General features: G+C 70.7%; 12 protein-coding genes. 7 read left to right on the top strand and 5 right to left on the bottom strand.

Annotation, left to right across the window (positions count from 1 at the left end; translation table 11 throughout):
• Positions 1-130: 130 nt before the first annotated feature.
• Genes M8J73_RS37585 through M8J73_RS37575 form a run of 3 tightly spaced genes read right to left on the bottom strand, consistent with a single transcriptional unit; the run spans position 131 to position 2,944 of the window.
• Positions 131-856 carry an FAD:protein FMN transferase gene (locus tag M8J73_RS37585; RefSeq protein ID WP_249829626.1) on the bottom strand — a complete coding sequence of 242 codons (726 nt, stop codon included), beginning with the start codon at positions 854-856 and terminating at the stop codon, positions 131-133.
• Positions 857-858: 2 nt separating this feature from the next.
• Positions 859-1,590 carry an FMN-binding protein gene (locus tag M8J73_RS37580; RefSeq protein ID WP_249829625.1) on the bottom strand — a complete coding sequence of 244 codons (732 nt, stop codon included), beginning with the start codon at positions 1,588-1,590 and terminating at the stop codon, positions 859-861.
• Positions 1,591-1,600: 10 nt separating this feature from the next.
• Positions 1,601-2,944 carry a ferredoxin reductase family protein gene (locus M8J73_RS37575; RefSeq protein WP_206187943.1) on the bottom strand — a complete coding sequence of 448 codons (1,344 nt, stop codon included), beginning with the start codon at positions 2,942-2,944 and terminating at the stop codon, positions 1,601-1,603.
• Between the two features lie 148 nt (positions 2,945-3,092).
• Here M8J73_RS37575 and M8J73_RS37570 point away from each other — a divergent pair, with 148 nt between their 5' ends.
• The 3 genes from M8J73_RS37570 to M8J73_RS37560 all read left to right on the top strand — a co-directional run bounded on the left by M8J73_RS37570 (position 3,093) and on the right by M8J73_RS37560 (position 6,124).
• Positions 3,093-3,782, top strand: a complete 690-nt coding sequence (locus M8J73_RS37570; protein ID WP_055715786.1) for a response regulator transcription factor — start codon at positions 3,093-3,095, stop codon at positions 3,780-3,782.
• Complete coding sequence (locus M8J73_RS37565) at positions 3,779-5,224, top strand: sensor histidine kinase (protein ID WP_055540725.1); 1,446 nt, start codon at positions 3,779-3,781, stop codon at positions 5,222-5,224. The genes M8J73_RS37570 and M8J73_RS37565 overlap by 4 nt, the downstream gene beginning before the upstream one ends.
• Before the next feature lie 123 nt (positions 5,225-5,347).
• On the top strand, positions 5,348-6,124 hold the full coding sequence (locus M8J73_RS37560; RefSeq protein ID WP_055540724.1) for a polysaccharide deacetylase family protein: 777 nt from the start codon (positions 5,348-5,350) through the stop codon (positions 6,122-6,124).
• 243 nt (positions 6,125-6,367) lie between these two features.
• Here M8J73_RS37560 and M8J73_RS37555 read toward each other — a convergent pair whose 3' ends face one another.
• Positions 6,368-7,135 (bottom strand): SDR family NAD(P)-dependent oxidoreductase, encoded by a 768-nt coding sequence (locus tag M8J73_RS37555; RefSeq protein ID WP_055540727.1) that lies wholly within the window; start codon positions 7,133-7,135, stop codon positions 6,368-6,370.
• A gap of 175 nt (positions 7,136-7,310) precedes the next feature.
• Positions 7,311-8,213, bottom strand: coding sequence for a LysR substrate-binding domain-containing protein (locus M8J73_RS37550; RefSeq protein ID WP_055540723.1), 903 nt, complete (start codon positions 8,211-8,213; stop codon positions 7,311-7,313).
• A 110-nt stretch (positions 8,214-8,323) separates the two neighbouring features.
• Between M8J73_RS37550 and M8J73_RS37545 the strand changes: the two genes are divergently transcribed.
• The 4 genes from M8J73_RS37545 to solA all read left to right on the top strand — a co-directional run bounded on the left by M8J73_RS37545 (position 8,324) and on the right by solA (position 12,535).
• Complete coding sequence (locus tag M8J73_RS37545; protein WP_055540722.1) at positions 8,324-9,517, top strand: four-carbon acid sugar kinase family protein; 1,194 nt, start codon at positions 8,324-8,326, stop codon at positions 9,515-9,517.
• Complete coding sequence (pdxA, locus tag M8J73_RS37540) at positions 9,514-10,503, top strand: 4-hydroxythreonine-4-phosphate dehydrogenase PdxA (protein ID WP_055540721.1); 990 nt, start codon at positions 9,514-9,516, stop codon at positions 10,501-10,503. The genes M8J73_RS37545 and pdxA overlap by 4 nt, the downstream gene beginning before the upstream one ends.
• Positions 10,504-10,549: 46 nt before the next feature.
• Positions 10,550-11,257, top strand: coding sequence for a HisA/HisF-related TIM barrel protein (locus tag M8J73_RS37535; protein ID WP_055540720.1), 708 nt, complete (start codon positions 10,550-10,552; stop codon positions 11,255-11,257).
• A 138-nt stretch (positions 11,258-11,395) separates the two neighbouring features.
• Entirely contained in the window at positions 11,396-12,535 is a 1,140-nt protein-coding gene (solA, locus tag M8J73_RS37530) for an N-methyl-L-tryptophan oxidase (protein ID WP_055540719.1), read from the top strand.
• Positions 12,536-12,691 lie beyond the last annotated feature (156 nt).

The following is a 12,691-nucleotide window of genomic DNA, read 5'->3' as shown; positions in this document are numbered from 1 at the left end:
GCAGCCGCCCAGTACTTGTGACGCAGGGACGCCTGAAGGGGCGCGGGGAACTGCGCGAACAACCACGAACCACCCGCAGTCGCCGTACAACACGTGGCCCCGAGCTCCAAGGCGCGCCGACAACCGCCCCTCAGCTCGGCGCCACCGGCAACCCCGGACTCCGGTACACCTTCCGATCCGCATCGACCGCGAACACCTCGCACCCCTCCCTCGACGCGGCCCACTCGATCCCCTCCACCCCCATCGCGAACGCCGCCGTCGCGGTGGCGTCGGCCTCCGTGAGGGACGCCGCGACGACGGTCAGGCTCAGCAGCCCCGTCGCCGGGCGCCCCGTGCGGCCGTCGAGGATGTGGTCGCCCCGTTCGTAGCGCGCGGACGTGGCCACCGCCCCGTCGCCGACCTCCAGGACCGTACAGAGCCGGTCGGCCCGCTCGGGATGGCGCACGCCGACCCGCCACGGGCCGCCGGTCACCGCCACGTCGCCGCCCGCGTTGAGGCAGAGCCGCCTCGCCCCCCGCTCCGTCAGCAGGTCAGCGGCCCGCTGCACGGCCCACCCCTTCACCATCGCGCAGGGGTCGAGCCCGCGCCCCGGCAGCCGTACGTCGAACGCGCCACCGGTCGCCACGCGGTACTCCTCGCACAGGTCGAGGACCTCGGCCAGGTCCGGGCTGAGCTCGTGTGGGGCGAGCTCACCCCGGTCCAGCCGGGACACCTCGCTGTCGGCCCGGAACGGACTGAACCGTGCGTCGACCTGGCGCAGCCAGTCGAACGCCGGCTCAGCGGCCTCGGCGGTCGTGCCCTCGTCCTCGATGAGCAGGGAGATCGGGAAACCCATGATGTGTTCGACGCGGCGCATGATCAGCCCTTCGCGTCGAGGGCGGCCTGGAGCGACTTCCGGTAGCCGTCGCTGGTGATGGTGGCCCCGGAGACGGTCTCGACGTCCGCGCTCTGCGCTTCGAGCGTCGCCTTGATGAGGACCGGCACGGCCGCCTCGGTCTGCGGATGGTCCGGCTGCTTCAGCATGCGCACGGCGCTGATCTCGTCGCCGTCGAAGGTCACCTGGACCTGGACGTCACCCTTGGAGGTGTTGACCGTCGACCCGGCGACCGTCCGTGCCGCGCTTTCCGTGTCCGCCGCACCGGACGAGGAGGAGCCGGAGGACGAGTCGGCTGCGGAGTCCGCGGAGGACGCCGAGGCGTCGTTCTTGTCGATGGTCGCCTGGAGGGACTTCCGGTAGGCGTCGCTGGTGATGGTGGCGCCCGAGACGGTGTCGATGTCGGCGCTCTGCGCCTCCAGCGTCTCCTCGATCAGCTTCGGCACCGCCGCCTCGGTCTGCGGATGGTTCGGCTGCTGGAGCATCTTGACCGCGGTGATCTTGTCGCCCTTGAAGGTCGCCTGGACCTGGACGGGGCCCTTCTCCGTGTCGATGGTGGGGCCCGAGACCACGGTGGAGTCACCGGAGGTGGATGTGGAGGCCGACGGGGCCGGCTCGGCTGTCGCCGTGGTGGTCGTCGCCGTCGAGGGCGTGTAGCGCCACACGGGGACCAGCGCGGCGGCGCTCAGGATCAGGGCGGGTATCGCTCGGTTCACGGTGTCTTCCTCATCCCGCCAGGCTGAAGCGTTCGAAGTGGATCTGCGTCCTGGGCACGTCCAGCTCGCGCAGACTGCCGAGGACGGCGTTCATCATCGGCGGGGGCCCGCACAGGAACACGTCGCGCTCGGTGATGTCGGGCACCATCCGGGCCAACTCGCGCGGCGCGAGGAGGTCGGGCACGACCGGCCCCGAGACCAGGTGCAGTTCGGCGCCCTTGTCGAAGGCGAGCCGCTGGAGCTCCTCGTAGAGGACGGCGTCCTGCCTCGTGCCCACCCGGTAGATCACCACGGCGTGCCCCTGGATCTCCTCCAGCAGCGCCCGGATCGGGGTGACGCCGACGCCGCCCGCGATGAGGACCGACTCCGGCCGGGTGCGGTGCATCGCGGTGAACGCGCCGTACGGGCCCTCCGCGAACACCCGTGTGCCGACCTTCACATGGCGCAGCGCGGCGGAACCCGCACCGGCCGCCTTGGCCGTCAGCCGCAGCTGCTTGCCGTCGGGCGCCGCCGACAGCGAGAACGGGTTGGCCTGCCACCAGCGGTCCCGGGTCAGGAACCGCCACAGGAAGAACTGGCCGGCCCGCGCGGGCATCCGGTCCAGGTCACGGCCGCTCATGTAGATGGAGACGACGTGGTCGGACTCGTGGACGACGGCGGTGACACGCAGCTGGTGCCGCCAGTTCCGCCACAGCGGCAGGACCAGCCGGCCCAGGAACACCGCGGTCAGTACGCTGCCCCACAGCGCGTACCAGTACGCCGTCGCCACCTCGGACGAGGCGAACGTCGTGCCCGCCGCGACCTGGTGCGTGAAGGCCAGCACCACCGCCACATACGTGTACAGATGGATGAAGTGCCAGGTCTCGTAGGCGAGTCGGCGCCGCGCGTAGCGGGCCGAGACCACGCCGATCACGACGATGATGCCGAGCGCGACGATCGCGCGGAGCACGCCCTCGGTGGTCTCGGCGAGGTCGATCACCTGGTTCACCGGGTCCATGTCCGAGGACTGGGCGTACCCGAAGGCGATGAACACCCCGTGCGCCACCAGCAGCCACAGCACGGAGAAGCCGGTCCAGCGGTGCCAGGAGGTCAGCCGGTCCATGCCGATGCGTCGGTCGAACCAGGGCAGCCGCGCCACCAGCAGCAGTTGGAACGCCATCAGCAGCGCCCCGTACAGGCCGGTGAGGCGGCCCAGCACGATCAGGGCGTTCGAGGCGAAGCCGGCCTGGACGAAGAAGACGGCCACCGCGACCACGTTCGCCGCCAGCACCGCGTACAGACCGGTGCGGGCGACCACTTTGGGGCGCGCTCCCGAGCGGCTCGCGGCCGCGGGGGGTTGTTGGAGAGTGGTCACGCTGACAGCTCCTTGATCGGGTCCGGGATACGAGCTTGGCCGGACGGCGCTGTCGTTTTGCTGTCGGTCAACTTTCAAGTTTTTATCGATCTTCTGGCGAGCTGTGAACGGCTATGGCGGAAGGCGATCGGTGCCGCAGTATGAGCACGTGGAAAAAGTGCGACTTCTCGTGGTGGACGACGATCCGCCCATCGCGGATCTGGTGGCGACCGTCGCCCGCTACGAGGGCTGGGACGCGGTCACGGCGAACTCCGGCGAGGAGGCGCTGCGCCAGGCCGCCGAGTTCCATCCGGACATCGTGGTCCTCGACCTGATGCTGCCCGGCCTCGACGGCTTCGGAGTGCTCGACCGGCTGCGCCAGTCCGGCACGATGGTGCCCGTGGTGTTCCTGACGGCCCGCGACGGCGTCGCCGACCGGGTCGCCGGACTGACCCGCGGCGGCGACGACTACCTGGTCAAGCCCTTCGCCGTGGAGGAGCTGATGGCCCGGCTGCGCACCGTCCTGCGGCGCAGCTCCGGCCCCGGTTTCCAGCGTTCCGTGCTCCAGGTCGCCGACCTGACGATGGACGAGGACACCCGCGAGGTCCGCCGCGGCGAGAAGCTCCTCACCCTCACCCCCACCGAGTACGAGGTGCTGCGCTACCTCATGCGCAAGTCGCCGACCGTCCTCACCAAGGCGCAGATCCTCGACCACGTCTGGGAGTACGGCTTCGGCGGCCGCTCCAACGTCGTCGAGCTCGTCGTCAGCCGACTGCGCCGCAAGCTCGACGACAGCGGCGAACCCCTCATCCACACCGTGCGCGGCTTCGGCTACGTGCTCCGGCAGGCCGCCGAGTGATCGCCCGACTGAAGGAGACCTACCGCGGCATGCGCCTGGGCACGAGGCTCGCCCTCGGCCTCGGCGCCCTCGCGCTCGTGGTGTTCGCCGTCGTCGGCGGCGCCCTGACCATGTACATGCGCGACTACCTGTCACGGCAGCTCGACGAACAGCTCCATGTCGCGCAGGTCGCCCAGTCCAAGAGCATCGCCGCCGACGGCACGCTGGAGGGCAAGAAGTACTGGGGCTGGTACTACGCCGTGTACGACATCAAGGACGGCACCCCCGTCCTGCGCACCCCCGAGGACTCGGTCGACCTGCCCCAGGACATCGAGGCCTTCACGCTCCTCGCCAGGGACCAGGTCGACTCGGACACCGAGGTCACCCGCACCGAACACCTCGAGGGAGCCGGTGTGTACCGGCTGCGGGCCTGCGAGGCGGAACCGGGGGTGATTCTGGTGGGCGCCGCCCCCATGGAGGAGATCGAGGACACCGTCGAGCAGCTGGTCACGATCCAGGTGATCGCGTTCGCCCTCGCCCTCGCCGCCCTCGTCGTGTTCGGCCGGGGCATGCTGAGGCGCGGACTCAAGCCCCTCAGCGACATGGCGCACACCGCCCGCGGCATCACCTCCCACGACCTGACGGACTCGGCACGGCTGCCGGTGCGCCACGACCGCCGCGACGGCGGCCCCGAAGTTGAGGAGCTGCGGACCGCGTTCAACAGGATGCTGGAGCACATCGACGACGCGTTCGCCGTCCGCACCGAGGCCGAGCAGCGCCTGCGCCAGTTCGTCGCCGACGCCTCGCACGAGCTGCGCACCCCGCTGATGTCCGTACGCGGCTACGCCGACCTGTTCCAGTACGCCGCCGCGCACAGCCCCGAGGAACGCGACAAGCACCTGGCGCGACTGCGGGCCGAGGCCGCCCGTATGGGGGTGCTGCTGGACGACCTGCTCACCCTGGCCCGCCTCGACGCGGCCGACGTGGAGGCGCCGCTGAGGTGGGAGGAGACCGATCTGGTGGAACTGGCACAGCAGGCCGGGGACGCCTTCCGCGCGGGGCACCCCGACCATCCGCTGACCCTGACGACGGGTCCCGCCCGGGTACGGCTGCGCCTGGACCCGCTGCGGGTGCGCCAGGTCCTCGACAACCTCCTGACGAACGCCGCCGTGCACACGCCGACAGGCACCAAGGTCCAGCTGGAGGTGTGCGTCGTCTCCGGCATGGCCGAGGTGCGGGTCACCGACTCCGGGCCCGGCATCCCGGTCGACGACCAGGAGCGGGTCTTCGACCGCTTCTACCGCGTCGACAAGGCCCGCAGCCGCGACCGGGGCGGCAGCGGCCTCGGCCTCGCCGTGGCCCACTCCCTGCTCCGGGCCCACGGCGGCACCCTCACCCTGACCAGCGCACCGGGCACGACGACGTTCACGGTACGCCTGCCTCTGAACGGCGCCACGGAGTAGACCGCGGAGGCGGAACGGTCCGGTGGAGCCGCACCCCGCGTGATACGCGCCCCGCGGAACGTGTCCTGCCTCACTGTCGACACCGCCGGGCAACCCGTCGCGTGCTGACCCCTTCTCTCTGATGTGAAGATCTTGAGAAGGCGTCCTCGATTACTCATATTCCTGACCTTGGCCGTGGTCGCTGTCGTGACAGTGACCGTCGTCCTGGTCGTCCGGGCGAACAGGATGGACACGCTCTCCCCGCGCGAGGAACGGTCGCGGGCCGCGTCCGCGGCGGGCGCACCGTCGGGGCAGGTGGACTGCCGGAAGGCGAAGTGCGTCGCGCTCACCTTCGACGGCAACCCGGGCGAACCCACCGCCCGACTGCTGGACCTCCTGAAGCAGTACAAGGCGCCGTCGACGTTCTTCCTCGAAGGCCGGCGCATCCACACGTGCCCGGACGTGGTGCGGCGGATCGCCGAGGAGGGCCACGAGATCGGGAACCACACCTGGACCCACGCGGTGCTGACCGACGTCTCCGATGGGCAGATCCGCGACGAACTGCGCCGCACCACTCGGGCCGTCGCAGAGCTCACCGGTCGCGAGCCGACACTGATGCGCCCGCCCCAGGGTCGCACCGACGACCGCGTCTCCAGGATCTCGGCGGAACTGAGGATGGCGCAGGTGCTGTGGACGGTGACCGCGAAGGACTACGAGACGGACGACCCCGCGCTGATCACCGAGCGCGTGCTCGACGGCGCCGACCGCGACGGGATCATCCTGCTCCACCCCCTGCACAAGGGTACGGTGCCGGCCATGCCCGCCATCCTGAAGGCGCTCGGCGACCGGGGCTACACCTTCGTGACCGTCCCCCAACTGCTCGCCCCGGCCAAGGTCGAGCCCGGCAAGATCTACAAGTGACCGGTCTGGGGCGCGAGACGTCGACACGGCGCGCGTCCGGGGCTTTCGAGTACGCGAAAGCCCCCGGCGGGACAGGGGGGATGTCCCGCCGGGGGCGGCTCTGGCCGGCTCGGGTCCGCTCAGGGCGGCCGGCTTCAGAACGCGGGGATCGCGCTCGCGTCTCTGGAGTCGGCCTCCCGGGCCTTGTTGATGTTGCTCTGGAGATTGACGTCATGTCCCTTGCCCCCTTCTTGCCGAGGGTCGTCAAACGGCGGACCATGCGTCGTCCACGGGCAGGACCACACCGTTGACGAAGGCGGCGGCGTCGGAGGCGAGGAAGAGGATCGTGTCCGCCTGCTCCTCGGCGGTGCCGAGGCGGCCGATGGTGGCGCCGATCAGGCCGCCGACGATCGCTGGGCCGTGCGCCTGCTGGTCGGCGTCGACCTTGATGTTGGTCATGGTCGGGCCGGGGGCTATGGCGTTGGCCCGGATGCCCTGCTTGCGGTACATGACCGACAGGCTCTTCACCAGGCCGACCACACCGTGCTTGGACGCGGTGTAGGCGGCGCCCGCCGCGCTGCCCCGCAGGCCCGCCTCGGAGGCGGTGAACACGATCGCGCCCTTCTCCGCCTTCAACATGTGCGGCAGCGCGGCCCGGGTCAGCAGGAACGGGGCGGTCAGGTTGACCCTGATGACCCGCTCCCACTCGGCGTCGTCGACATCGCCGAGGGCGGACATCCGGTCCATGATCCCGGCGTTGTTCACGAGCACGTCCAGCCCGCCGAAGGAGTCGACGGCCGTGGCGACGACCCGGTCCACGACCGCCTGCTCACTGAGGTCGCCCACGACCGCGAGCGCAGTGCCGCCGGCCCTCCCGATCGTGTCGACCGTCTCCATGGCGGCCTCCTCGGCGAGGTCCGCGACCAGGACCTTCGCGCCGGCCGCGGCGAACTTCAGGGCGGCGGCGCGCCCGATGCCGGAACCGGCACCCGTGACGACGACACCTCGGCCGTCCAGACCGGGACTGTTCATCGAGCTCATCGACTGTGTCCTCTTTCGTCGGGTGGAACGGCCGGCCGGGGGAGGGCTGTGCGGTGCTCCCGGTACCGACGGCTACCGCCTTGCTTGAGTCAGGCAAGCATAAAGGCTTACTTGAGTCAATCAAGCATGTGCTGGTCGTCATGGACGACGTGCGGAAGCCCAGCGGTCACGCCCGTTCGGAGTCGTCGTCGAGCCGGCTCGTCCTGGTCCGCAGCCATGCCGTCAGTCGGCGGACGCGTTCGTCCTGTTCGAGTGACGGACGGCCGAGGAGGTGGTAGCTGGTGCCGTCGGGGACGAAACCGAAGGGTGCGACGAGTTGACCTCGCTCCAGGTCGTCGCGGGCGACGGCATACGGGGCGATGGCGACCCCGACTCCGGCCGCGGCGGCCTGGAGGGTCAGGTAGAAGTGCTCCAGGGTCTGCTGGGAGGCGGACTCCGCTTGCAAGCCGGTGATACGCCGCCAGTCGTCCCACGCCTGCGGTCGTGTGCCGGTGTGCAGAAGAGTCACCTGCGACACTCCGGCGGCGTCGGTCAGGCCAGCCGCCAGATCGGGTCGGCAGACGGGGCCGATGCGCTCGGCGAACAGGCGGGTCCGGCTTGCCTCTTCGGGGAACGGGAAGTCGTCCCGGCGGATCGCGAGGTCGATGTCGTCCCGCTCGAAGAAGACAGGGCCGCCGCCCGCGGACAGATGGACGGCGACGTCCGGCACCTTCGCCGCCAGATCGGGGAGCCGGGGAATGAGCCATCGCATCAGGAGCGTGGGCTCGCACGACAGGGTGAGTGGTCCTGCCGGTGCGTGGGGTGCGATCTGCCGGGCTGCCGCGTCGATCTGATCGAGCGCGTCCCGGACGACGGCCGCCAGCTGACGGGCCTGAGGGGTCGGGTGCAGGGCGCGGGTGCGGCGCTCGAACAGTGACGTGCCGAGGGACCGCTCCAGGTTCTGGATCTGTCGGCTCACCGCGCCGTGCGTGACATGGAGTTCCCGCGCGGCCGCGGTCATGCTCGCGTGCCGGACGGTGGCCTCGAACGGCAGCAGCGTGTTCAGAGGGGGAAGGGCCGACCATCGCATGAGTGAATTTTACTCACAGGTCATGTGAGAAGGAATGGTTTGTCCTGGTCATTCGGCTGCGTGACCATTGATCCGTTCACAGAGAAGGCCGGATTTCCGAGAGGTGGGGCATGACGTTCCGCGATGACGTGCGGCGGGGGATCGCCATCCTGGCGGACGACCTCACCAGTGCGGGGGACGGTGCCGCGCCGTTCCGCCGGGCTGGTCACGGCGCCCGGATCCTGCTCAGCACCCCGGCGAGACTGCCGGGGCACGCCGTGGGTGTGACCGCGGTCGACCTCGGGAGCCGGATGCTGGACGAGGAGGCCGCCGCTTCCCGTACCCGGCAGGCGGCCGGCCTGTTCGCCGGCTCCGGGTTGCTGTTCAAGACGGTGGATTCCACCCTGCGCGGTCATGTCGCGGCAGAGGTCAGGGCGGCATGGGCGGGGTCGGGGCGGCGGGCCGTCGTCATGGCTCCGGCCTTCCCCGCGGAGGGCAGGGTGACGGTGGAGGGCGTCCAGTACGTACGGGGCGTACCGGTCCACGAGAGCGACTACGCCCGCGACCCGGCGCACCCCGTGCGGTGCTCGGACCTGGCCACGCTGTTCCCGGAGGCCGTGCTCGGACGGCCGGACCGGGCAGCCGAGTTGCCCGAACTGATCGGGAACGGCGATCTGATCGTCTGCTCCGCCACCGAGGACGGCGACCTCGACCGTCTGGTGGCAGCGGTGCCGCGGCTCGACGAAGTGCTGTGGGTCGGCTCCCCGGGTCTGGCGGCCGCCCTGGCCCGAAGGTGCGCACGCGCCACGGGCACCGCTGCGTCACCGCCCGTCCCGGCCGCACGTCCACTGGTCGTGGTCGGCAGCACCAACCCCGCGACCCGACGGCAGTTGGGCAGGCTGCACGGCAGCGTGGACGTCCAAGGCGTCACCGTCGGCGTCGATCCGGCCCCCGCCGTGGAGACGTTGCGCGGTCTGACGGCCCCCGTTCTCACCTTGCGGACACCTGGTGAACGCCACACACCACAGACCGCCCAGGCACTCGCCCGCTCCCAGGCCGCCGTCGTCGAGGCGCTGGCCGAGGACCACACGGTCGACGCACTCGTCATCACCGGGGGAGAAACGGCCACCACCGTCCTCCGCCCCCTCGGCGCCACCGGCATCGACCTGATCGACGAACCCGAACCCGGCGTCGTCCGCGGATCCCTGACCGGCCGTCTCCCTCTTCCCGTGCTGATCAAGGCGGGCGGCTTCGGTGACGACGCCATGCTCCTGCGCCTGTGCCACCTCATCCGACATCGTCCCGCCCCAGGAGAGCACGCATGAACCCGATCGCCATCACCATGGGCGACCCCTGCGGAATCGGCCCCGAGATCACCCTCAGGGCGTGCGCCGACCCTCGGCGTACCGTGCCCGTCGTCGCCATCGGCGACATGGACGTCCTCGCGCGCGCCGACAAGGTCGCCGGGACGCGCCTCGCCCTCCGCCCCATCTCATCGGTCGACCAGGCGGAGTTCGCGCCCGGCACGCTGGACGTCCTCGCCGAGGACGGCCTTCCGTCCGACCTGCCCTGGGGCACCCTCGACGCCCGCGCCGGAGCGGCCTCCTTCCGTTACGTCCGCCGCGGTATCCAGCTCGCGATGGCCCACGAGATACGGGCTCTGGTGACCGCGCCGATCAACAAGGAAGCGCTGCGCCTGTCCGGCGTCCCCTACCCGGGGCACACCGAGATCCTCGCCGACCTGTCCGGCACCACGGACTACGCGATGATGATGGCCACCGACGAACTGCGGATCGTCCTGGTCACCGTGCACGAGTCGCTGCGCACCGCGATCGACGCGATCACCACAGTCCGCGTACTCGACATCATTCGCCTCACCCACCGCACGCTACGGCGCAGTGGCCTGTCCGCCCCCCGTATCGCCGTCGCCGGCCTCAACCCTCACGCGGGGGAGAACGGCCTTTTCGGCCGCGAGGACCTGGACGTCATCGCCCCCGCCGTCGAAGCGGCGCAGAGCGAAGGCATCGGGGCCAGTGGACCCTGGCCCGCCGACACCGTCTTCATGCGCGCCCGCGCCGGAGCCTTCGACGCCGTGGTCGCCCAGTACCACGACCAGGGCCTCATCCCGGTCAAGTACCTCGGCATCGAGCACGGCGTCAACATCACCATCGGCCTGCCCTTCGTCCGCACCAGCGTGGACCACGGCACCGCCTTCGACATCGCCGGTCTCGGCACGGCCGACCACACCAGCCTGCTCGCGGCCCTGACCCACGCCGACCGCCTGTCCTCCGGGGCACCGGACCGCTCCTGACCCACGGACTCACCTCAGCCCTGACCCAAGAGAAGCGAAGGACACCATGGACTTCATCTTCATGCTCACCCGCGACGACCGCACCGTCACCGACTGCCTCGAGGTCGTCGACACCATCGCGGACCTCGGCATCACCCACATCGGATTCAAGGACATCGGCGTCGACTCCGACACCCTCGCCCAGCTCCACACCCGCCTCAGGGACATGGGCGCCACCACCTACCTCGAAGTCGTCAGCACCCACCGGGACCAGGCTCTTGCCTCAGTACGGACGGCCGTCGAACTCGGCGTCGACTGGCTGATGGGCGGTACCTGGATCGAGGAGACCCTCCATGTCCTGCACGGCACGTCCATCGGCTATCTGCCCTTCGCCGGAGAACCCCTGGGGCACCCCACCCGCCTCGCCGGCGACCCGGACCGCATCGCCGACGACTGCCGGCGAGCGGAAGCCGCGGGGTGCGCCGGCGTCGACCTCCTCGCGTACCGCGCCATCGATGCCGACCCCCTCGACCTGGTTCGCGCCGCCCGCGCCGCCACCACCGGCCGTCTGGTCGTCGCCGGCTCCATCACCAGCACCCACCAGATACGGGCGCTCGCCTCAGCCGGAGTCGACGCCTTCACCATCGGCTCCGCCGCCTTCGACGGCTCCCTGCAGCCCCACGCCGGCACCCTCCGATCCCAACTGGCCCCGGTGGTCGGCGAGATCGCGGGCCAGGTGAGGCCGAGTCGCGCGGCCATCCGCGTGACCTCTTGACTCCCCTCCGAGTTATGGCCATTATCTGTGCCAGATAATGGCATACTATGCCACATAGTGGCACGATGTAGTGCGCATGTGGGGTGGTCCCCGAATCCGGACGACTACGAGCCTTGGGCCCTACGGAAGGAAAGTCCTGTGTCAGCTGCGAGGAAGCGCGTCGCGGTGGTCGGTGTGGGCACGATGGGCAGCCAGGCCGCCTGGCGGCTGGCCGCCCGCGGCGCCGAGGTCGTCGGCTACGACCGGTTCGCGCCCGGCCACGACCGCAGTGCCGCAGGCGGTGAGACCCGGGTCTTCCGCAGCGTGCAGACCCACGACGGCCGCTATGTGCCGCTCGTCCGGCACGCCGACGCCCTCTGGAAGCAGTTGCAGGCGGAGACCGGGCGGGAACTGCGCCGGCTGATCGGAGCCCTGGTCATGGGGCCGGCCGACGACCCCGAGATACGTACCGTCATGGACGGCATCGCCGAGCACGGCCTCGACCACGAGGTGATCGACCCCGAGGCGATGACGAAGCGTTTCCCGCAGTTCCGCGTCGATGACGGTGACCTGGTGGTCCTCGACTCCCACGCGGGGTTCATCCGCCCCGAGCTGACGGTCCAGACCGCGGCCCGGCGCGCCGAGGAACTGGGGGCCCGGATCCGCCGCTACACACCGGTGCGGGAAGTCACTCCCGTCGCCGGGGGAGGCGTGCGGATCCGCACCGACACCGACACCGAGCGCTTCGACGCCGCCGTCGTCACGCCGGGCCCCTGGGTGGGCGACCTGCTGCCCGACCTGCCGTGGGAAGTGAACGTCCACCGTGCCATCAGCGCCTGGTTCCTGCCCCACGACGACCACCCGGCAGGCGCCGAGCGCCCCGCCTTCATCCGCTGCGGCGACACCCCCTTCTACGGCATCCCCTCCCCGGACGGCCTGGCCGTCAAGCTGGGCCTGCCCCAGCCGCACCACCAGTCCGTGGACGACCCCAACCGGTTGAACCGGACCGTCGCACCGGAAGAACTGGAGAGCTTCACCACGGCGGTGCGCCGCCACCTGCCCGGCCTGAACCTCGACCCGGTCCGCCTGTCCGTCTTCATGGAGGGCTACACCGACAGCACCCGCCCGCTGGTCGGCCCGCTGCCGGGCGGCGACGACATCATCCTGCTGGCCGGCTTCTCCGGCCAGGGCTTCAAGGTCTCACCCGCCATGGGCGACATCGCCGCGGACCTCGCCCTTCAAGGCGGCACCGCCCAGCCGATCGACTTCATATCCACCATCGGCCGCGCCGCGGCCTGAGCTCCAACGAGGACAGCCATGACTCTGACCATCGGCACACTGCGGGCGGAGCCCGGCCGGAAGACCCGCGGGGTTCTGCCCGCCGACCTCGGCACCACCACGGTCGAGGTGCCCCTGATCCTCGTCAACGGCGCCCGTCCCGGCCCCCGGGTCGTG

Origin of the sequence: Streptomyces neyagawaensis (genome assembly GCF_023516595.1) — a bacterium.
Taxonomy (GTDB): domain Bacteria; phylum Actinomycetota; class Actinomycetes; order Streptomycetales; family Streptomycetaceae; genus Streptomyces; species Streptomyces neyagawaensis.
Note: the sequence above shows the minus strand (reverse complement) of the source record. Positions and strands in the feature narration are given on the sequence as shown.

Excerpts from the sequence above, each read along its gene's own strand:
- M8J73_RS37550 (WP_055540723.1), bottom strand. The coding sequence starts at position 8,213 with ATGCGATGGTCGGCCCTTCCCCCTCTGAACACGCTGCTGCCGTTCGAG.
- M8J73_RS37585 (WP_249829626.1), bottom strand. The coding sequence starts at position 856 with ATGCGCCGCGTCGAACACATCATGGGTTTCCCGATCTCCCTGCTCATC.
- M8J73_RS37555 (WP_055540727.1), bottom strand. The coding sequence starts at position 7,135 with ATGAACAGTCCCGGTCTGGACGGCCGAGGTGTCGTCGTCACGGGTGCC.
- M8J73_RS37545 (WP_055540722.1), top strand. The coding sequence starts at position 8,324 with ATGACGTTCCGCGATGACGTGCGGCGGGGGATCGCCATCCTGGCGGAC.
- M8J73_RS37535 (WP_055540720.1), top strand. The coding sequence starts at position 10,550 with ATGGACTTCATCTTCATGCTCACCCGCGACGACCGCACCGTCACCGAC.
- pdxA (WP_055540721.1), top strand. The coding sequence starts at position 9,514 with ATGAACCCGATCGCCATCACCATGGGCGACCCCTGCGGAATCGGCCCC.